The sequence below is a fragment of the Pseudomonas sp. PsB genome (assembly GCF_043658375.1).
Lineage (GTDB): Bacteria > Pseudomonadota > Gammaproteobacteria > Pseudomonadales > Pseudomonadaceae > Aquipseudomonas > Aquipseudomonas putida_Z.
On record NZ_JBIGLU010000014.1, the window covers coordinates 1 to 18179 of the forward strand.

Consider the following 18179-nt stretch of genomic DNA (forward strand, 5'->3'; position numbering starts at 1 on the left):
ACTAGCCATCCCTCGCGGCTGTAGCCCCCATGGTTACTGGCCCATGATCATCTTAGTACAGTATGTGATCCTATCTGATGACATTTAGCGTAGTTATATAAAACCCGCCTCTGCACCCAATCCTCAAACAAGCCCGCCAAAACGCCTGTAAAAGCCTTCATTCACATCCGGCAACGGCCCATCAGCCGTCTCCAGTGCTGCATTCAGCCATTCTTCCGCCTTGGCAAACACCAGCCGATAGAGGTTACGGCACAACTGTCGCGCGGCCCGTCCCTCCCAATCCCCAGGCAGCAGCTCGTCCGGCAGCTGCGGGTCGCGCAGCAGCAGCCGGCGGTATTCGTGAATCAGCAGCGTACGTGCCAGGAAGCAATCCTGCGCATCGAGCTGTTGCTGCTCTTTCAAACCTTGCCATAGCGGCCTGAACAGCTGGATGAACTCGCTGTATTGCTGCCCCAGTTCGTCGATACGCCAGCTTTCCCGCACCTGGGCGCGCATGGCCTTGGATGCCAGCACTTCCTGGGTGTGGGTTTCGAAGACGATGCTGTCGTCGCTCGCCTCCAGGTCACGCAAGGTGGCGGCCAGGTCGGCGCGGTCTGCCCGTGGGCAGCCCAGCAGGTTCGGCGCCATGGCCCCGAAGCCCTGCCACTCCAACTCTTCACGCAAAGCCTTGCGCTTGCCGGCCTCCAGTTGCGAGAGCAAAACCAGTGTCCAGGCACCGTCCCAGGCTGGTTGGCTGGGGCTGTAGACCCGCTTGAAGGCCTTCTCGAACCGCCGGCGGCCAGTCCCTGTCAGGCTGTAGTAACTGCGGCGGCCAACCTTTTCGGCGGTGAGCCAGCCTTCCTTGGTAAGGCGGAAGATCGATGTGCGGATCAGGCGCTCGTTGATGCCGATCGGCTCCAGCAGGTTGATCAGGCTACCCAGCCAGACGGTTCCGCCGTGGGGCTCGATGGCGTCGCCGTACAAAGTGATGATCAGGGAACTGGCGCGGATCGGCGTCTGTTCCTGGAAGCGGGTGATCAGGTTGTTCAGTGGGGCGAGATTGCTCATGGGCGAACTGTGCGCGGTTAAAGCACCGACTATACCTGCGCGGCGGGCCGCCTGACCATTGCGTGACGCTGCCAGGCTCATGCCGATGCCTGGCCTTTGGGCCTGACGCCGGTGTCTTCCATGCGTGGGCGCTCGGGTTCGACCTCGGTCAGTGGCGGGCATTCGACCATGCTGTTCATGCAGCGTTGCGCCAGGTGCTGGTACTCCGCCGTGCCACGATGCTTCCAGGCCAGTTCCTGTTCGGTCAGTGGGCGCTTGACCTGGGCTGGCGAGCCCATTACCAGGCTTTGTGCCGCACATTCGAAGCCCGCCTTGACGAATGCCGTGGCCGCGACGATACAGCGTGGTGCCACATAGGCACCATCCATTACCACCGCGTTCATGCCGATCAAGGCGTCTTCGCCCACGCGACAGCCGTGCAGCACGGCGCCATGCCCAACATGCCCGTTGCGTTCGACCACCGTATCGCCACCCGGGAAGCCATGCATCACGCAGGTGTCCTGCAGGTTGGCGCCCTCCTCCAGCACGATTCGGCCGAAATCTCCTCTTAGTGATGCCAGCGGGCCGACGTAGCAACGAGGGCCGACGATGACATCACCAATCAGCACGGCGCTGGGGTGCACGTAGGCTGTCGGATGAACCACGGGCGTCAGGCCGTCCAGTCGATAGCAAGGCATGGCAAAGCTCCTGAAATGATTTCAAATGCGCCCTGATCTTGTATCACAATATTGTGATGCGTCAATCAGCATGGTCGTGTATCGCTTTTGCTGGGGTCATCGCGCTCCCATAAATTCAGCATTATGCATTGAATGCGAGGTGATGAAGCGATTCAACATCATGAAACCCTTTGCTGATGCAGTTGTCATTCACGCAAAAAGAGATACATGAAACAATTTTGGATGTTGCATAATTGTATCGCGTAATGCATATACTGGTTCCACCTGGACGTGATCCCCGGATCACGCCCCTGCAAACAATTCCAAGAAATGCCGGCCCCACGATGTGCCGTGCGTGCAGCCAGAGGAACCCGACATGCCGCGATATCTCGATGTGCAGGCGCCCGAACACGGCGTCCAGCTCATTACCCTGCAACGGCCCGAGGCGCTCAACGCCCTGTGCACCGAGCTACTGGCAGAGCTGGCCGCTGCGCTGGAAGCGGCCGGGCAAGACGAACAGATCCGCGCGGTGGTGCTCACCGGCAGCCGCAAGGCATTCGCCGCAGGCGCCGATATCCGCGAGATGGCCGAGCGCGACCTGGTCGGCATCCTCAACGACCCGCGGGTGGCCCACTGGCAAAGCATCGCCGCCTTCGCCAAGCCACTGATCGCCGCCGTCAACGGCTACGCCCTGGGTGGCGGCTGCGAACTGGTGATGTGTGCCGACATCGTCATCGCCGGCAGCGACGCCCGTTTCGGCCAGCCGGAAATCAACCTCGGCATCATCCCCGGCGCCGGTGGCACCCAGCGCCTGCTGCGGGCAGTAGGCAAGCCGCTGGCCATGCAAATGGTGCTGACCGGCGAAGCCATCACCGCCCGTCATGCCTTGCAGGCCGGGCTGGTCAGCGAAATCACCCAGCCGGAACTCACCGTGGAACGCGCCCTGCACATCGCCCGCAGCATCGCCGCCAAGGCCCCGCTGGCGGTGCGCCTGGCCAAGGAAGCGCTGCTCAAGGCCGGCGATACCGACCTGGCCAGCGGCCTGCGCTTCGAACGCCATGCCTTCACCTTGCTGGCCGGCACCGCCGACCGCGACGAAGGCATCCATGCCTTCCAGGAAAAACGCCAGGCCCGCTTCCAGGGCCGCTGATCATCTTTCCCTCGACTGACGGAGCGAGTCTGTCATGACTTTCCAGCACATCCTGTTTTCCATCGAGGACGGCGTCGCCCTCCTCTCGTTGAATCGCCCCGAGCAGCTGAACAGCTTCAATACCGCCATGCACCTGGAAGTGCGCGAGGCACTCAAGCAAGTACGCCAGAGCAGCGAAGCACGGGTGTTGTTGCTGACTGCCGAAGGCCGTGGATTCTGCGCCGGCCAGGACCTGTCCGACCGCAACGTCGCCCCGGGCGCCGAGATGCCGGACCTGGGCGAATCGATCGACAAGTTCTACAACCCGCTGGTGCGCACCCTGCGCGACCTGCCGCTGCCGGTGGTCTGCGCGGTGAACGGCGTGGCTGCCGGCGCCGGTGCCAACATCCCGCTGGCCTGCGACCTGGTACTGGCCGCCCGCTCGGCCAGCTTCATCCAGGCCTTCTGCAAGATCGGCCTGGTACCCGACTCCGGCGGCACCTGGCTGCTGCCGCGCCTGGTCGGCATGGCGCGGGCCAAGGCCCTGGCCATGCTGGGCGAGCGCCTGGGCGCCGAACAGGCCCAGCAATGGGGGCTGATCCACCGCGTGGTGGACGATGCCGCGCTGCGCGACGAAGCCCTCACCCTCGCCCGCCAGCTCGCCACCCAGCCCACTTACGGCCTGGCCCTGATCAAGCGCAGCCTGAACGCCAGTTTCGACAACGGTTTCGATGAACAGCTGGAGCTGGAGCGCGACCTGCAGCGCCTGGCCGGGCGCAGCGAGGACTATCGCGAAGGCGTGAGTGCCTTCATGAACAAGCGCACGCCGGCATTCAAGGGGCGTTGATCATGAGCGCACTCGCAAGCAATGCCCAGGTGGCGGTGATCGGTGCGGGCGCCATGGGCGCAGGCATCGCCCAGGTTGCGGCCCAGGCCGGCCACCCGGTAAAGCTCTACGACAACCGCCCGGGCGCTGCAGCCCAGGCGGTGGCCGGCATAGACCGGCAACTTGCCCGCCTGGTGGAAAAAGGCAAGTTGCAGGCTGCCGAGCGGGAAGCCATCAGCGCCCGGCTGTGCCCGGTAGACGACCTCGAATCCTTGGCCGATGCCCGCCTGGTGATCGAGGCCATCGTCGAGAACCTCCAGGTCAAGCAGGCGCTGTTCAGCCAGCTGGAAGCCTTGTGCGCCAACGACTGCATCCTCGCCAGCAACACCTCGTCGCTGTCTATCACCAGCCTCGCCGCCGGGCTGCAACGCCCGCACCAGGTGGTTGGCATGCACTTCTTCAACCCGGCGCCACTGATGGCCCTGGTTGAAGTGGTCTCGGGCCTGGCCACCGCCCCGGCCGTTGCCGCGTGCATTCATGCCACCGCCCAGGCCTGGGGCAAGCAGCCGGTGCACACGCGCTCCACGCCGGGCTTCATCGTCAACCGTGTGGCGCGGCCGTTCTACGCCGAAAGCTTGCGCCTGCTGCAGGAAGGCGCAGCCGATTGCGCCAGCCTCGATGCGCTACTGCGTGATGCCGGCGGTTTCCGCATGGGCGCGTTCGAACTCACCGACCTGATCGGCCACGATGTCAATTACGCCGTTACCTGTTCGGTCTTCGATGCGTTCTACGGCGACTTCCGCTTCCAGCCTTCGCTGGTGCAAAAAGAACTGGTGGACGCAGGCCGCCTCGGGCGCAAGACCGGCCAAGGCTTCTATAGCTATGCCGAAGGCGCCGAACGCCCGCAGCCAGCCGAATTGCACAGCCCCGCCATCGTCGATGCCTGCGTCGTCGAAGGCGACCTGGGGGTGATGCAGCCGCTAATCGAACGCCTGCGCCAAAGCGGCGTCGCCGTGACCCAGCGCGCCGGCAGCGGCCTGATCCAGGTGGGCGATGCCACCTTGGCGCTGTCCGATGGCCGCCTGGCCAGCCAGCGCGCCCGGGAAGACGGCCTGCGCAACCTGGTGCTGCTCGACCTGGCCCTGGACTACACCACCGCCACCCGCCTCGCCATCAGCTGGTCGGCCGACACCAGCGACAACGCTCGTGACCAGGCGGTGGCCTTGCTGCGGCGTGCCGGCCTGAAGGTAACGGCGGTCGCCGACCTGCCCGGCCTGGTGGTGCTGCGCACCGTGGCGATGCTCGCCAACGAGGCCGCCGATGCCGTGTTGCAAGGTGTCGGCAGCGCCGCCGACATCGACCTGGCCATGCGCGCCGGCGTCAACTACCCCTGCGGCCCGCTGGCCTGGGCCGCGAACATCGGCATCCCCCACACCCTGCGCGTGCTCGACAACCTGCAGCGCAGCTACGGCGAGAGCCGTTACCGCCCTTCCCTGCTGTTACGCCGCTGCGAAGCCAAAGGAGGCACCCTGCATGACTGAAGTCGAACTGGCACAAGCCTGTGCCGAGGCCATGTACGCCCGCGACCAGGCCACCCAGGGCCTGGGCATCCGCCTGCTGGAGGCCGGCCCGGGCCAGGCACGCCTGCGCATGCCGGTACGCGCCGACATGATCCAGGGGCATGGCACCTGCCATGGCGGCTTCCTGTTCGCCCTGGCCGACTCGGCGTTTGCCTTCGCCTGCAACAGTCACGACCAGGCCACCGTCGCCCTGGGCTGCAGCATCGACTACCTGGCCCCGGCGCTGCGTGATGACGTGCTTACCGCCCGCGCCAGCGAGGTCAGCCGCAAGGGCCGCACCGGCCTGTACCACGTCCGCATCGAGAACCAGCGCGGTGAGCTGGTGGCGATGTTCCATGGCAAATCCTACAAAGTGCGCGGCACCGTGCTGGCGCAGGAGACACAAGATGACTGAACACACCCTGGCCGATGCCTTGATCATCGACGCCGTGCGCACCCCCATCGGCCGTTATGCCGGCGCCTTGAGCGGCGTGCGCGCCGATGACCTGGCCGCCATCCCGCTCAAGGCCCTGATCCAGCGCCACCCCGAACTGGACTGGAAAGCCATTGACGACGTCATCCTCGGCTGTGCCAACCAGGCTGGCGAGGACAACCGCAACGTCGCGCACATGGCCAGCTTGCTGGCCGGGCTGCCGATCGAAGTGCCGGGCACCACCATCAACCGCCTGTGTGGCTCCGGCCTGGACGCCATCGGCAATGCAGCCCGCGCCCTGCGCTGCGGCGAAGCCGGGCTGATGCTGGCCGGCGGCGTGGAGTCGATGTCACGCGCACCGTTCGTCATGGGCAAGTCGGAGCAGGCGTTCGGCCGTGCGGCCGAACTGTTCGACACCACCATCGGCTGGCGTTTCGTCAACCCGCTGATGAAGGCAGCCTTCGGCACCGATTCGATGCCGGAAACGGCCGAGAACGTTGCGCAGCAATTTGCTATTTCCCGCGCCGACCAGGACGCCTTTGCCCTGCGCAGCCAGCACAAGGCCGCCGCCGCCCAGGCACGCGGGCGCCTGGCACGGGAAATCGTGCCGGTCGAGATCCCGCAGCGCAAAGGCCCGGCCAAAGTGGTCGAGCACGACGAACATCCCCGCGGCGACACCACCCCGGAGCAACTGGCCAGGCTGGGTACCCCGTTCCGTGAGGGCGGTAGCGTCACCGCTGGCAATGCTTCCGGGGTCAACGATGGTGCCTGCGCCCTGCTGCTCGCCAGCAGCACCGCCGCCCGCCGTCATGGCCTGAAGGCTCGCGGCCGAATCGTCGGCATGGCGGTGGCCGGGGTCGAACCACGGCTGATGGGCATCGGCCCGGTGCCGGCGACCCGCAAGGTGCTAGAGCTTGTCGGGCTGTCGCTGGCCGACATGGACGTCATCGAGCTCAACGAGGCCTTTGCCGCCCAGGGCCTCGCGGTACTGCGCGAGCTCGGCCTGGCTGACGACGACGAGCGGGTCAACCGCAACGGCGGTGCCATCGCCCTCGGCCACCCGTTGGGCATGAGCGGTGCACGCCTGGTCACCACCGCGTTGCACGAGCTGGAAGAAACCGCCGGACGCTACGCCCTGTGCACCATGTGCATCGGCGTTGGCCAAGGCATCGCGATGGTCATCGAACGCCTCTGAGCGGCTCAGACCATCGGCTTGTTACCGAACCGAACGCAGCCGTATATGCTGCTTCCATGACACTCACCGCGCGGCCTGCAACCGGTACCGCGCGGCGTACAAGAACAATTCGAGTGAAGCCATGAACATGTACCATGATGCCGATCGTGCCCTGTTGGACCCGATGGAAACCGCCAGTGTCGACGCCCTGCGCCAGCACCAGCTGGAGCGCCTGCGCTGGAGCCTGAAGCACGCCTACGACAACGTGCCGCTGTACCGCCAGCGCTTTGCCGAGTGCGGCGCCCACCCCGACGACCTCAAGTGCCTGGAAGACCTGGCGAAGTTCCCCTTCACCGGCAAGAACGACCTGCGCGACAACTACCCCTACGGCATGTTCGCCGTGCCCCAGCAAGAGGTGGTGCGCCTGCACGCCTCCAGTGGCACCACCGGCAAGCCGACGGTGGTGGGCTACACCCAGAACGACATCGACACCTGGGCCAACGTGGTCGCCCGCTCGATCCGTGCCGCGGGTGGGCGCAAGGGGGACAAGGTGCATGTCTCCTACGGCTACGGCCTGTTCACCGGCGGGCTTGGCGCGCATTACGGTGCCGAGCGCCTGGGCTGCACGGTGATCCCCATGTCCGGTGGCCAGACCGAAAAGCAGGTGCAGCTGATTCGCGACTTCCAGCCCGACATCATCATGGTCACCCCCTCCTACATGCTCAACCTGGCCGACGAGATCGAGCGCCAGGGCATCGCCCCGCAAGACCTCAAGCTGCGCCTGGGCATATTCGGCGCCGAGCCGTGGACCGATGAGCTGCGCCGCTCGATCGAGCAAAGGCTGGGCATCGATGCCCTCGACATTTATGGCCTGTCGGAAATCATGGGGCCTGGGGTGGCGATGGAGTGCATTGAAACCAAGGATGGCCCGACCATCTGGGAGGACCATTTCTACCCCGAGATCATCGACCCGGTCACCGGTGCGGTGCTACCGGACGGCCAACTGGGCGAACTGGTGTTCACCTCGCTGAGCAAGGAAGCGTTGCCCATGGTGCGCTACCGCACCCGCGACCTCACTCGCCTGCTGCCCGGTACCGCCAGGCCGATGCGGCGGATCGGCAAGATCACCGGCCGCAGCGATGACATGCTGATCATTCGCGGGGTCAACGTGTTCCCGACCCAGATCGAGGAGCAGGTGCTAAAAATAAAACAGCTTTCCGAGCTTTATGAGATTCATCTGTATCGCAATGGCAACCTGGACAGCGTCGAGGTGCATGTGGAACTGCGTGGGGAATGCCAGCACCTCGATGAAGGCCAGCGCAAGCTGTTGACCGGGGAGCTGACCAAGCAGATCAAGACCTACATCGGCATCAGCACCCAGGTGCGCCTGCAGCCCTGCGGCACGCTCAAGCGTTCCGAGGGCAAGGCCTGCCACGTGTTCGACAAACGGTTGGCCAGCTGATTCATTCGGCTGCCTTTTCGGCCCCGGCATCGTCCGGGGCTTTTTTTTGCCTGGGAGATTGCTGGGGGCGCTTTGCGCCCCTTTCGCGACGCAAGGCCGCTCCTACAGGGGAACGCAATCTTCTGTAGGAGCGGCCTTGTGTCGCGAAAGGGCTGCACAGCAGCCCCCTTGGCTAGCAAAGCGATACACAAATCTCATTCGATACACATAAAACTGTTTGACGTTATGTTTTGTATCGCTTACAAATGACTCATGCCTTAGCAGGAGTCGGAACACATGTACGCACAGCTAGTGGAAACCGGAGTCAAGCGCGTCAAGTCGCTGGAAGAGATGTCGCCCGAGGAGCGCAACTTCCAGGAAAAGATCGACGCCGAAATCAAGATCGAAGCCAAGAACTGGATGCCCGAGGCCTATCGCCAGACCCTGATCCGGCAGATCTCCCAGCACGCCCACTCGGAAATCGTCGGCATGCTGCCCGAAGGCAACTGGGTCACCCGTGCCCCCAGCCTCAAGCGCAAGCTGCAGCTGATGGCCAAGATCCAGGACGAAGCCGGCCACGGCCTGTACCTGTACAGCGCCATGGAAACCCTGGGCGCCGACCGTGACGAAGAAATCGCCAAGCTGCACAGTGGCAAGGCCAAGTACTCGAGCATCTTCAACTACCCCACCCTCAGCTGGGCCGACATGGGCGCAGTGGGCTGGCTGGTGGACGGCGCCGCCATCGTCAACCAGGTGGTGCTGCAGCGCACCTCCTACGGCCCGTATTCGCGCGCGATGATCCGCATCTGCAAGGAAGAGAGCTTCCACCAGCGCCAGGGCTACGAAATCCTCCTGACCATGATGCGCCACGGCACCCAGGCCCAGCGCGACATGGTCCAGGACGCGATCGACCGCCTGTGGTGGCCGGCACTGATGATGTTCGGCCCCAGCGACGAGCACTCCCCCAACAGCGCCCAGTCCATGGCCTGGAAGATCAAGCGCCAGACCAACGATGAACTGCGCCAGCGCTTCATCGACCAGACCGTGCCGCAGCTCGAACTGCTCGGCTGCACCGCCCCCGACCCCGAGCTGAAGTGGAACGCCGAGCGCGGCCACTACGACTTCGGCGAAATCCAGTGGGACGAGTTCTACGAAGTGATCAAGGGCAATGGCCCGTGCAACCAGGAACGTGTCGCCACCCGGCGCAAGGCCATCGAGGACGGTGCCTGGGTACGCGAGGCCGCCGTGGCCTACGCGCGCAAGCAACAGAACAAGAACGCCGCCTGAGCGGCGATTGATGCGGAGATCGAAAATGTCTGTCTGGACCCTCTACGAAGTGTTCGTGCGCAGCAAGCACGGCCTTAACCACAAGCATGTCGGCAGCGTGCACGCCGCCGATGCCACCATGGCCATCGAAAACGCCCGCGAGCTATACACCCGCCGCAGCGAAGGCGTGAGCCTGTGGGTGGTGCCCTCGGCACTGATCACCGCCTCTTCCCCGGACGAGAAAGACCCGCTGTTCGCCCCGGCGGACGACAAGGTCTACCGCCATGCCAGCTTCTACGAACTGCCCGACGAAGTCGGACACATGTGAGGTTGGCCATGCACAACGAAACCCTTGTCCCCTACCTGCTGCTGCTCGGCGACAGTGCCCTGGTGCAGGGCCAGCGCCTCTGCGAATGGTGTGGCCGCGCCCCGGCCATCGAAGAAGAACTGGCCCTGATGAACGTCGGTCTCGACCTGGTAGGCCAGGCGCGCAACTGGCTGGAGTACGCCGCCGAGCTGCTCAATGATGGCCGTGACGCCGACGCCCTGGCCTTCCGCCGTGACGAGCGGGCCTATCGCAACCTGTTGCTGGTCGAGCAGCCCAACGGCGATTTCGCCGTGACCATGACCAAACAGTTCTTCTATGACGCCTGGCATTTCGCCGTGCTTCAGGGCCTGGTCGGCTCGAACGACGAGCGTGTCGCCGGTATCGCCGCCAAGGCCCTGAAGGAAGTCACCTACCACCTGCGCCGCTCCAGCGAGTGGGTGCAACGCCTGGGCGGTGGCACCGAAGAAAGCCGCCAACGCATGCTCGCGGCCATCCCGGCACTGTGGCGCTTCACCGTCGAGCTGGCTGCCGGTAGCGACAATGAAGTGCACCTGGCACAGGCGGGTATCGCCGCCGACCCCGCTGCCGTCGGCGCGGCCTGGCTCAAGCAGGTTGGCGAGACCTTCGCTTCGGTCGAGCTGCCGCTGCCCAAGGCCGCCAGCCACTTCTACCTGGACGGTCGCAAAGGCCTGCACACCGAGCACCTCGGCCTGCTGCTGGCCGAGATGCAGTTCCTGCCAAGGGCGTACCCCGATGCAACCTGGTGAGCTGATTGCCGGCGACCGTGGCGCCCGCGCGCCACGCGGCGACGACCTGGCCCGGGCCTGGGCGGTACTGGCCCAGGTCATGGACCCGGAAGTGCCCGTGGTCAGCGTGGTCGACCTGGGCATCGTGCGCGACCTCGGCTGGCGCGCCGGGCACCTGCACCTGGTCGTCACGCCGACCTACTCCGGCTGCCCGGCCACCGAGGTGATCGAAGGGGATATCCGCCAGGCGCTGGAACAGGCCGGCTTCCCCGCCCCGGCTCTGGAGCGCCGGCTGACCCCGGCCTGGAGCACCGACTGGATCAGCGAACTGGGCCGCGAGCGCCTGCGCGCCTACGGCATCGCCCCGCCACAGGGCAGCGCCAGCAAACGCAGCCTGCTCGGCGAAGCGCCGCAGGTGTGCTGCCCGCAGTGCGGCAGCGCCCATACCGAATTGCTCAGCCAGTTCGGTTCCACGGCTTGCAAGGCGCTTTACCGCTGCCGCGAGTGCCTGGAGCCGTTCGACTATTTCAAATGCATTTGAGCCGTGGAGAACGCCATGAGCCAGTTTCACAGCCTGACCATCAAGCAAGTGCGCAACGAGACCCGCGATGCGGTGTCGATCGCCTTCGACGTGCCCGAGCACCTGCAGGCGCAGTTCCGTTTCACCCAGGGCCAGTACCTGGTCATGCGTACCCAGCTGGACGACGAAGAAGTCCGCCGTTCCTACTCCATCTGCAGTGCCGTGCAGGACGGCGAACTGCGTGTGGCGGTAAAGCGCGTGCCTGGCGGGCGCTTCTCGGCATTTGCCAATGACGTGCTCAAGGCCGGCCAGCAACTGGAAGTGATGCCGCCGTCGGGCAGCTTCTTCGTGCCACTGGAGCCGGCCCGCCAGGGCAACTACCTGGGCGTGGCTGCCGGCAGCGGCATCACCCCGATCCTGTCGATCATCGCCACTACCCTGGCCAGCGAGCCACACAGCCGCTTCACCCTGCTGTACGGCAACCGCTCCAGCTCTGGCGCACTGTTCCGCGACAAGCTGGAAGACCTGAAGAACCGTTATCTCGATCGCCTGAACCTGATTTTCGTGTTCAGCCGCGAGCAGCAGGATGTCGACCTGTACAACGGCCGCATCGATGCCGACAAGTGCGGCCAGCTGTTCTCGCGCTGGATGGACGTTGCCAGCCTGGATGCCGCATTCATCTGCGGCCCGCAGGCGATGACCGAGACGGTGCGCGACAGCCTGCGGGCCAATGGCCTGGCCAAGGACCGTATCCATTTCGAGCTGTTCGCTGCAGCCGGCAGCGAAGCTCGTCGTGAAGCCCGCGAGGCGGCGCGCCAGGTGGACTCGGCGCTCAGCCACATCACCGTGATCAGCGACGGCCGCGCCCTCACCTTCGACCTGCCACGCAACACCCAGAACGTACTGGACGCCGGCAATGCCATCGGCGCCGAGCTGCCGTACTCGTGCAAGGCCGGCGTGTGCTCGACCTGCAAGTGCCGGGTAATCGAGGGCGAAGTGGAGATGGACAGCAACCATGCCCTGGAGGACTACGAAGTGGCGGCCGGGTACGTGCTGTCGTGCCAGACCTACCCGGTGAGCGACAAGGTAGTGCTCGACTTCGACCAGCTGTAGGCCCAAGCCCCTCTCGGGCTGCTGACGCGGTCTCTGTAGGAGCGGCCTTGTGTCGCGAAAGGGCCGCAACGCGGCCCCAGGATCCTGGCCCTGATCATGGATTGCCGGGGCTGCTGCGCAGCCCTTTCGCGACACAAGGCCGCTCCTACAAAGGCCGCACCAACAGCATTGCAATGCAACACCCGCGTGACCTCAACAAAACAATTACAACACCCAGAGATCGCAACCCATGACCCCCGAACGCATCGAAAGCATCGCCAACCACCCCGACTTCCAGCACCTGGTGCAGCGCAAACGCCGCCTCAACGGCAGCCTGACCCTGTCCATGCTGGTGATCTACTACGGCTTCGTCCTGCTGGTGGCGTTCTCCCCCAGCACCCTCGGCCAGTCCCTCAGTGGTGGCGTCACCACCGTTGGCATGCTGGTGGGCGTGCTGATGGTGCTGCTGTCCTTCGCCTTGACCGGCATCTACGTGCACCGCGCCAACAACGTGCTCGACCCGCTCAACGACAAGGTCAAGCAGGAGTGCGTACAATGAACTGGACCGCCATCTCGATGTTCATGGTGTTCGTCTGCTTCACCCTGCTGGTCACCCGCTGGGCTGCCATGCGCACCCGCTCGGCCAGCGATTTCTACACCGCCGGCGGGGGCCTGACCGGCATGCAGAACGGCCTGGCGATCGCCGGCGACATGATCAGCGCCGCGTCGTTCCTGGGCATTTCGGCAATGATGTTCATGAACGGCTACGACGGCCTGCTGTATGCCCTGGGCGTACTGGCCGGCTGGCCGATCATCCTGTTCCTGATCGCCGAACGCCTGCGCAACCTGGGCAAGTACACCTTCGCCGACGTGGTCAGCTACCGCCTGGCACAAACCCCGGTGCGCCTGACCTCGGCCTTCGGCACCCTGGTGGTGGCGCTGATGTACCTGGTGGCGCAGATGGTCGGTGCCGGCAAGCTGATCGAACTGCTGTTCGGCATCAGCTACCTGTACGCGGTGATGCTGGTCGGCGTGCTGATGGTCGCCTACGTCACCTTCGGCGGCATGCTCGCCACCACCTGGGTGCAGATCATCAAGGCAGTGATGCTGCTGTCGGGCACCAGCTTCATGGCCTTCATGGTGCTCAAGCATTTCGGCTTCAGCACCGAGGCGATGTTTGCCAGCGCCGTGGCCGTGCATGCCAAGGGCCAGGCGATCATGGCCCCGGGCGGCCTGCTGTCCAACCCGGTGGACGCCATTTCCCTGGGCCTGGGCATGATGTTCGGTACCGCCGGCCTGCCGCATATCCTGATGCGCTTCTTCACCGTCAGCGATGCCAAGGAAGCGCGCAAGAGCGTGTTCTATGCCACGGGGTTCATCGGTTACTTCTACCTGCTGCTGATCGTCATCGGCTTTGGTGCGATCGTCATGGTCGGCACCGAGCCGTCCTACCGTGACGCCACCGGCGCGATCATCGGCGGCGGCAACATGGTCGCCGTGCACCTGGCCCAGGCCGTGGGTGGCAATCTGTTCCTCGGCTTCATCTCCGCCGTGGCCTTCGCCACCATCCTGGCGGTGGTCGCCGGCCTGGCGCTGTCCGGTGCATCGGCCGTTTCCCACGACCTGTATGCCTGCGTGGTGCGCCAGGGCAAGGCCAGCGAGCAGGAGGAAATGCGCGTGTCGCGTATCGCCACCCTGCTGATCGGCCTGCTGGCGGTAATCCTTGGCCTGATGTTCGAATCGCAGAACATCGCCTTCCTCTCCGGCCTGGTGCTGGCGGTGGCCGCCTCGGTCAACTTCCCGGTGCTGCTGCTTTCGATGTTCTGGAAAGGCCTGACCACCCGCGGCGCGGTGTGCGGCAGCATGGCCGGCCTGGTTTCGGCGGTGCTGCTGGTGGTGCTGGGCCCGGCGGTGTGGGTCAACGTGCTGCATCACGAAAAGGCGCTGTTCCCCTACAGCAACCCGGCGCTGTTCTCCATGAGCCTGGCCTTCCTCGGCGCCTGGGTGTTCTCGGTCACTGACAGCTCCGAACGGGCCAGCCAGGAACGTGGCCGCTACCTGGCCCAGTTCATCCGTTCCATGACCGGAATCGGCGCTGCCGGCGCCAGCAAGCATTGACTCTCAGGGAAGAACAACCATGTCGGGTAAAACAACAACAATGAACCGCACGCACTTCATTTCGGCCGCCTGGCTGGCGACCCTCGCCCTGCCGATGCCGGCGATGGCAGACTTCATCGGCGACAGCCACGCCCGGCTGGAGCTGCGCAACCACTACCTGAACCGCGACTTCCGCCAGAGCAACGCACCGCAGGCCAAGGCCGAGGAATGGGGCCAGGGCTTTACCGCCAAGCTGGAGTCGGGCTTCACCGAAGGCCCGGTCGGCTTTGGTGTCGACGCCCTGGGCCAACTGGGCATCAAGCTCGACTCCAGCCGCGACCGCCGCAATACCGGCCTGCTGCCTTTCGGCCCGAACAGCCATGAACCGGTCGATGACTACAGCGAACTGGGCCTGACCGGCAAGGTGCGGGTGGCCAAGAGCACCCTGCGCCTGGGGACCTTGCAACCGATCCTGCCGGTGGTGGTGTACAACGACACTCGCCTGCTGGCTTCCACCTTCCAGGGTGGCCTGCTCACCAGCCAGGACCTGGCCGGCCTGACCTTTAACGCCGGCCGCCTGACCAAGGCCAACCTGCGTGATTCCTCGGGCCGCGACGACATCGGCTACGGCGCCGCCAGCAGCGACCACCTGGACTTCGGCGGCGGCAGCTACGCCATCACCCCGCAAACCAGCGTCAGCTACTACTACGCCAAGGTCGAGGACATCTACCGCCAGCAGTTCGTCGGCCTGATCGATACCCGCCCGCTGGGCGAAGGCCTGAGCCTGCGCACCGACCTGCGCTACTTCGATAGCCGCAACGACGGTGCCGAACGCGCCGGCAACATCGACAACCGCAACTTCAACGCCATGTTCACCCTCGGCGTACGGGCTCACAAGTTCACCGCCGCCTGGCAGCAGATGTCCGGCGACAGTGCCTTCCCGTTCGTGAACGGCGGCGACCCGTTCACCGTCAACCTGGTCACCTACAACACCTTCACCCGCGCCGGGCTGGACTCGTGGCAGGTGCGCTACGACTACGACTTCGTCGCCATGGGTATCCCCGGCCTGAGCTTCATGACCCGCTACACCGATGGCCGCCACGCCGAAACCGCCACTGTCAGCAATGGCCGTGAGCGTGAGCGCGACACCGACATCACCTATGTCATCCAGAGCGGCCCGTTCAAGGACGTCAGCCTGCGCTGGCGCAACGTCACCTTCCGTTCCGGCAATGGCCTGACCAACGCCGTGGACGAAAACCGCCTGATCATCGGCTACACCGTGGCGCTGTGGTAACAGCGCCCCCCTCTACATTGGAGAACAGCATGTCTGCCGCCCCTACCCTGCAAAGCTTCATCGCCGGCCGCTGGCTTGGCCAGCACGGCGCCCAGGCCCTGCGTAGCGCCCTGGACGGCCACGTTTTGGCCTACAGCCACGAAGAACGCCCGGATTTCGCCGAAGCCGTGGACTTTGCCCGCGCCCGTGGCCTGGCCGCGCTGATGGCGATGGACTTCCAGCAACGCGCTGCCCGCCTTAAGGCACTGGCCCTGTACCTGGCCGAGCGCAAGGAGCAGCTCTACGCCCTGTCCCACCACAGCGGTGCCACCCGTGCCGACAGCTGGATCGACATCGAAGGCGGCAACGCCACGCTGTTCTCCTATGCGGGCATCGGCAGCCGTGAGCTGCCGTCGGGCAACCTGGTGCACGAAGGCCCGGCCATCCCGCTTGGCAAGCAAGGCCATTTCGCCGGCAGCCACATCCTGGTGCCGCGCGCCGGCGTGGCGGTGCACATCAACGCCTTCAACTTCCCCATCTGGGGCATGCTGGAGAAGTTCGCCCCGACCTTCCTGGCCGGCATGCCATGCATCGTCAAGCCGGCGACCTCGACCAGCTACCTGACCGAGGCCGTGGTGCGCCTGATGAATGCATCCGGCCTGTTGCCCGAAGGCAGCCTGCAACTGGTGATCGGCAGCACCGGCGACCTGCTCGACCGCCTGCAAGGCCAGGACGTGGTGACCTTCACCGGTTCCGCCGACACCGCCGCCAAATTGCGCGTCACGCCGAACCTGGTACGCAACTCGGTGCCGTTCACCGCCGAAGCCGATTCGCTGAACTGCGCCATCCTCGGCCCGGATGTGACCCCGGACAGCGAAGAGTTCGACCTGTACATCAAGGAGGTGGTCCGCGAAATGACCACCAAGGCCGGCCAGAAATGCACCGCCATCCGCCGCGCCATCGTACCGGCCCGGCACATCGACGCCGTTGCCACGCGCCTGCGCGAGCGGCTGGCCAAGGTAGTGGTCGGTGACCCGTCGCTGGAGGGTGTGCGCATGGGCGCCCTGGCCTCCCACGACCAGCAGCACGATGTGGCCGAGCGGGTGCGCAGCCTGTTGCAGAGCTGCGACCAGCTGTTCGGCGCCAGCGATGGCTTTGCACCGCGTGGCGAGGGTGTGGCCGAGGGCGCGTTCTTTGCCCCGACCCTGCTGCAGGCCCGTGACCCGCATGCCGAAGGCGGTGCCCACGATATCGAAGCGTTCGGCCCGGTCAGCACGCTGATGGCCTATGACGACCTCGATGAAGCCCTGGCGCTGGCCGCGCGGGGCAAAGGCAGCCTGGTGGCGACCCTGGTCACCGCCGACCGCAGCGTGGCAGCCAAGGCCATCCCGGTGGCTGCCGCCTGGCATGGCCGCCTGCTGGTACTCGACAGCGAGGCAGCCAAGGAATCCACCGGCCATGGCTCGCCATTGCCGCAGCTCAAGCACGGCGGCCCGGGCCGCGCTGGTGGTGGTGAAGAGCTGGGTGGCCTGCGTGCCGTCAAGCACTACCTGCAACGTGCCGCAGTACAGGGCTCGCCGAGCATGCTCACGGCGGTAACCGGCGAATACGTGCGCGGTGGCGAAGTGATCGAAACCGAAGTGCACCCGTTCCGCCGCTATTTCGAGCAGTTGCGCATCGGCGAGTCGCTGCTCACCCACCGGCGCACCGTGACCGAAGCCGACCTGGTCAACTTCGGCTGCCTGTCGGGTGACCATTTCTACATGCACTTCGACGAGATCGCCGCCAAGCAATCGCAGTTCGGCAAGCGCATCGCCCACGGCTATTTCGTGTTGTCGGCAGCGGCCGGGCTGTTCGTCTCCCCGGGTGCAGGCCCGGTACTGGCCAACTACGGCCTGGATACCCTGCGCTTCATCAACCCGGTGGGCATCGGCGACACCATCCAGGCGCGCCTGACCTGCAAGCGCAAGATCGACCAGGGCAAGACCAGCCCGCTGGGCCAGCCCCAGGGCGTGGTGGCGTGGGATGTGGAGGTGACTAACCAGCTGGGCGAGCTGGTCGCCAGCTACGACATTCTCACCCTGGTGCTGAAACAGCCCTGACAGTGCCGTTGGTCAGGGGCGGTGGATATCCAACCGACCTCCCCTGGCTGTTGCCGCTCTCATTCAATGAGGGGTGGTCAATGGCTTCGCCTCTCACTCCTGTATTGGGCCCGCCTGATCGCGGGCCTTTTTTTCATCGAGAGCGAGGGTTGCGAGATGAAAGACATGCTTGGCATGGGTGGCGGCAGCGCACAGGATGACTGGCCAGAGCTCGAGCCGGACCGGCGCAATGACCGGGCAGATGACCCGGATGCCGACCCCAATGTGACAGATGACGAAGAAAACCGCCCGGGCGTACCGGCCAGCGACCCCGAGTCCGGTGCCTAGACGGCCTGCGCGTACCTAACGCTGTGCATGGCACCGGCTGCGCCGGTGTTCGCGGGCGCGCCCGCTCCCACAGGTATGGCGCACTCCTTTAGCTGGTGGTGTCCCTGTGGGAGCGGGCATGCCCGCGAAGCAGGCGACGCGGTGCTTTGAGCAAGACAGTTGT

The 18179-nt window shown here is 65.2% G+C and carries 17 protein-coding genes and 1 pseudogene; 16 read left to right on the top strand and 2 right to left on the bottom strand.

Annotated features, from left to right (window positions below):
* Window positions 1–123 precede the first annotated feature (123 nt).
* Window positions 124–1047: a phenylacetic acid degradation operon negative regulatory protein PaaX gene (gene paaX / locus ACGLHT_RS17310; protein WP_075045237.1), complete on the bottom strand. Its 924-nt coding sequence runs from the start codon at window positions 1045–1047 to the stop codon at window positions 124–126.
* A gap of 77 nt (window positions 1048–1124) precedes the next feature.
* The gene (paaY, locus tag ACGLHT_RS17315) at window positions 1125–1724 is read right to left on the bottom strand and encodes a phenylacetic acid degradation protein PaaY (protein ID WP_274079779.1); all 600 of its coding nucleotides are present in this window, start codon (window positions 1722–1724) and stop codon (window positions 1125–1127) included.
* Between the two features lie 355 nt (window positions 1725–2079).
* Between paaY and paaF the strand changes: the two genes are divergently transcribed.
* The 16 genes and pseudogenes from paaF to ACGLHT_RS17395 all read left to right on the top strand — a co-directional run bounded on the left by paaF (window position 2080) and on the right by ACGLHT_RS17395 (window position 18016).
* On the top strand, window positions 2080–2853 hold the full coding sequence (paaF, locus tag ACGLHT_RS17320; RefSeq protein ID WP_137163936.1) for a 2,3-dehydroadipyl-CoA hydratase PaaF: 774 nt from the start codon (window positions 2080–2082) through the stop codon (window positions 2851–2853).
* A gap of 34 nt (window positions 2854–2887) precedes the next feature.
* The gene (gene paaG / locus ACGLHT_RS17325; protein WP_013972608.1) at window positions 2888–3679 is read left to right on the top strand and encodes a 2-(1,2-epoxy-1,2-dihydrophenyl)acetyl-CoA isomerase PaaG; all 792 of its coding nucleotides are present in this window, start codon (window positions 2888–2890) and stop codon (window positions 3677–3679) included.
* A 2-nt stretch (window positions 3680–3681) separates the two neighbouring features.
* A complete protein-coding gene (gene paaH, locus ACGLHT_RS17330) occupies window positions 3682–5199 on the top strand; it encodes a 3-hydroxyacyl-CoA dehydrogenase PaaH (protein WP_137163935.1) in 1518 nt (505 codons plus the stop codon).
* Window positions 5192–5632: a hydroxyphenylacetyl-CoA thioesterase PaaI gene (gene paaI, locus ACGLHT_RS17335; protein WP_137163934.1), complete on the top strand. Its 441-nt coding sequence runs from the start codon at window positions 5192–5194 to the stop codon at window positions 5630–5632. Before paaH ends, paaI begins: the two co-directional genes overlap by 8 nt.
* Window positions 5625–6845: a 3-oxoadipyl-CoA thiolase gene (gene pcaF / locus ACGLHT_RS17340; protein ID WP_137163933.1), complete on the top strand. Its 1221-nt coding sequence runs from the start codon at window positions 5625–5627 to the stop codon at window positions 6843–6845. The genes paaI and pcaF overlap by 8 nt, the downstream gene beginning before the upstream one ends.
* A 121-nt stretch (window positions 6846–6966) precedes the next feature.
* Window positions 6967–8286 carry a phenylacetate--CoA ligase PaaK gene (gene paaK / locus ACGLHT_RS17345; protein ID WP_274079782.1) on the top strand — a complete coding sequence of 440 codons (1320 nt, stop codon included), beginning with the start codon at window positions 6967–6969 and terminating at the stop codon, window positions 8284–8286.
* Window positions 8287–8562: 276 nt separating this feature from the next.
* Entirely contained in the window at window positions 8563–9552 is a 990-nt protein-coding gene (paaA, locus tag ACGLHT_RS17350) for a 1,2-phenylacetyl-CoA epoxidase subunit PaaA (protein WP_025339109.1), read from the top strand.
* Between the two features lie 25 nt (window positions 9553–9577).
* Window positions 9578–9859: a 1,2-phenylacetyl-CoA epoxidase subunit PaaB gene (gene paaB, locus ACGLHT_RS17355; protein ID WP_137163930.1), complete on the top strand. Its 282-nt coding sequence runs from the start codon at window positions 9578–9580 to the stop codon at window positions 9857–9859.
* Window positions 9860–9867: 8 nt separating this feature from the next.
* Window positions 9868–10626: a 1,2-phenylacetyl-CoA epoxidase subunit PaaC gene (gene paaC / locus ACGLHT_RS17360; protein ID WP_137163929.1), complete on the top strand. Its 759-nt coding sequence runs from the start codon at window positions 9868–9870 to the stop codon at window positions 10624–10626.
* Window positions 10613–11146, top strand: a complete 534-nt coding sequence (gene paaD, locus ACGLHT_RS17365; protein WP_137163928.1) for a 1,2-phenylacetyl-CoA epoxidase subunit PaaD — start codon at window positions 10613–10615, stop codon at window positions 11144–11146. The genes paaC and paaD overlap by 14 nt, the downstream gene beginning before the upstream one ends.
* A 15-nt stretch (window positions 11147–11161) precedes the next feature.
* On the top strand, window positions 11162–12238 hold the full coding sequence (gene paaE / locus ACGLHT_RS17370; protein ID WP_274121140.1) for a 1,2-phenylacetyl-CoA epoxidase subunit PaaE: 1077 nt from the start codon (window positions 11162–11164) through the stop codon (window positions 12236–12238).
* Between the two features lie 229 nt (window positions 12239–12467).
* Window positions 12468–12776, top strand: a complete 309-nt coding sequence (locus tag ACGLHT_RS17375) for a DUF485 domain-containing protein (RefSeq protein WP_274121141.1) — start codon at window positions 12468–12470, stop codon at window positions 12774–12776.
* Window positions 12767–14335 (top strand): annotated as a pseudogene (locus tag ACGLHT_RS17380) (cation acetate symporter); the annotation flags it as partial. The gene ACGLHT_RS17375 and the pseudogene ACGLHT_RS17380, both read left to right, overlap by 10 nt.
* A gap of 40 nt (window positions 14336–14375) precedes the next feature.
* Complete coding sequence (locus tag ACGLHT_RS17385; RefSeq protein WP_274121142.1) at window positions 14376–15608, top strand: OprD family porin; 1233 nt, start codon at window positions 14376–14378, stop codon at window positions 15606–15608.
* A gap of 29 nt (window positions 15609–15637) precedes the next feature.
* On the top strand, window positions 15638–17689 hold the full coding sequence (gene paaZ / locus ACGLHT_RS17390) for a phenylacetic acid degradation bifunctional protein PaaZ (protein ID WP_025339102.1): 2052 nt from the start codon (window positions 15638–15640) through the stop codon (window positions 17687–17689).
* Window positions 17690–17845: 156 nt separating this feature from the next.
* Window positions 17846–18016: a hypothetical protein gene (locus ACGLHT_RS17395; protein ID WP_155951620.1), complete on the top strand. Its 171-nt coding sequence runs from the start codon at window positions 17846–17848 to the stop codon at window positions 18014–18016.
* Window positions 18017–18179 lie beyond the last annotated feature (163 nt).

Coding starts and splice junctions, on each gene's coding strand:
- paaX (WP_075045237.1), bottom strand. CDS start 1,047: ATGAGCAATCTCGCCCCACTGAACAACCTGATCACCCGCTTCCAGGAA.
- paaY (WP_274079779.1), bottom strand. CDS start 1,724: ATGCCTTGCTATCGACTGGACGGCCTGACGCCCGTGGTTCATCCGACA.
- paaF (WP_137163936.1), top strand. CDS start 2,080: ATGCCGCGATATCTCGATGTGCAGGCGCCCGAACACGGCGTCCAGCTC.
- paaG (WP_013972608.1), top strand. CDS start 2,888: ATGACTTTCCAGCACATCCTGTTTTCCATCGAGGACGGCGTCGCCCTC.
- paaH (WP_137163935.1), top strand. CDS start 3,682: ATGAGCGCACTCGCAAGCAATGCCCAGGTGGCGGTGATCGGTGCGGGC.
- paaI (WP_137163934.1), top strand. CDS start 5,192: ATGACTGAAGTCGAACTGGCACAAGCCTGTGCCGAGGCCATGTACGCC.
- pcaF (WP_137163933.1), top strand. CDS start 5,625: ATGACTGAACACACCCTGGCCGATGCCTTGATCATCGACGCCGTGCGC.
- paaK (WP_274079782.1), top strand. CDS start 6,967: ATGAACATGTACCATGATGCCGATCGTGCCCTGTTGGACCCGATGGAA.
- paaA (WP_025339109.1), top strand. CDS start 8,563: ATGTACGCACAGCTAGTGGAAACCGGAGTCAAGCGCGTCAAGTCGCTG.
- paaB (WP_137163930.1), top strand. CDS start 9,578: ATGTCTGTCTGGACCCTCTACGAAGTGTTCGTGCGCAGCAAGCACGGC.
- paaC (WP_137163929.1), top strand. CDS start 9,868: ATGCACAACGAAACCCTTGTCCCCTACCTGCTGCTGCTCGGCGACAGT.
- paaD (WP_137163928.1), top strand. CDS start 10,613: ATGCAACCTGGTGAGCTGATTGCCGGCGACCGTGGCGCCCGCGCGCCA.
- paaE (WP_274121140.1), top strand. CDS start 11,162: ATGAGCCAGTTTCACAGCCTGACCATCAAGCAAGTGCGCAACGAGACC.
- ACGLHT_RS17375 (WP_274121141.1), top strand. CDS start 12,468: ATGACCCCCGAACGCATCGAAAGCATCGCCAACCACCCCGACTTCCAG.
- ACGLHT_RS17385 (WP_274121142.1), top strand. CDS start 14,376: ATGAACCGCACGCACTTCATTTCGGCCGCCTGGCTGGCGACCCTCGCC.
- paaZ (WP_025339102.1), top strand. CDS start 15,638: ATGTCTGCCGCCCCTACCCTGCAAAGCTTCATCGCCGGCCGCTGGCTT.
- ACGLHT_RS17395 (WP_155951620.1), top strand. CDS start 17,846: ATGAAAGACATGCTTGGCATGGGTGGCGGCAGCGCACAGGATGACTGG.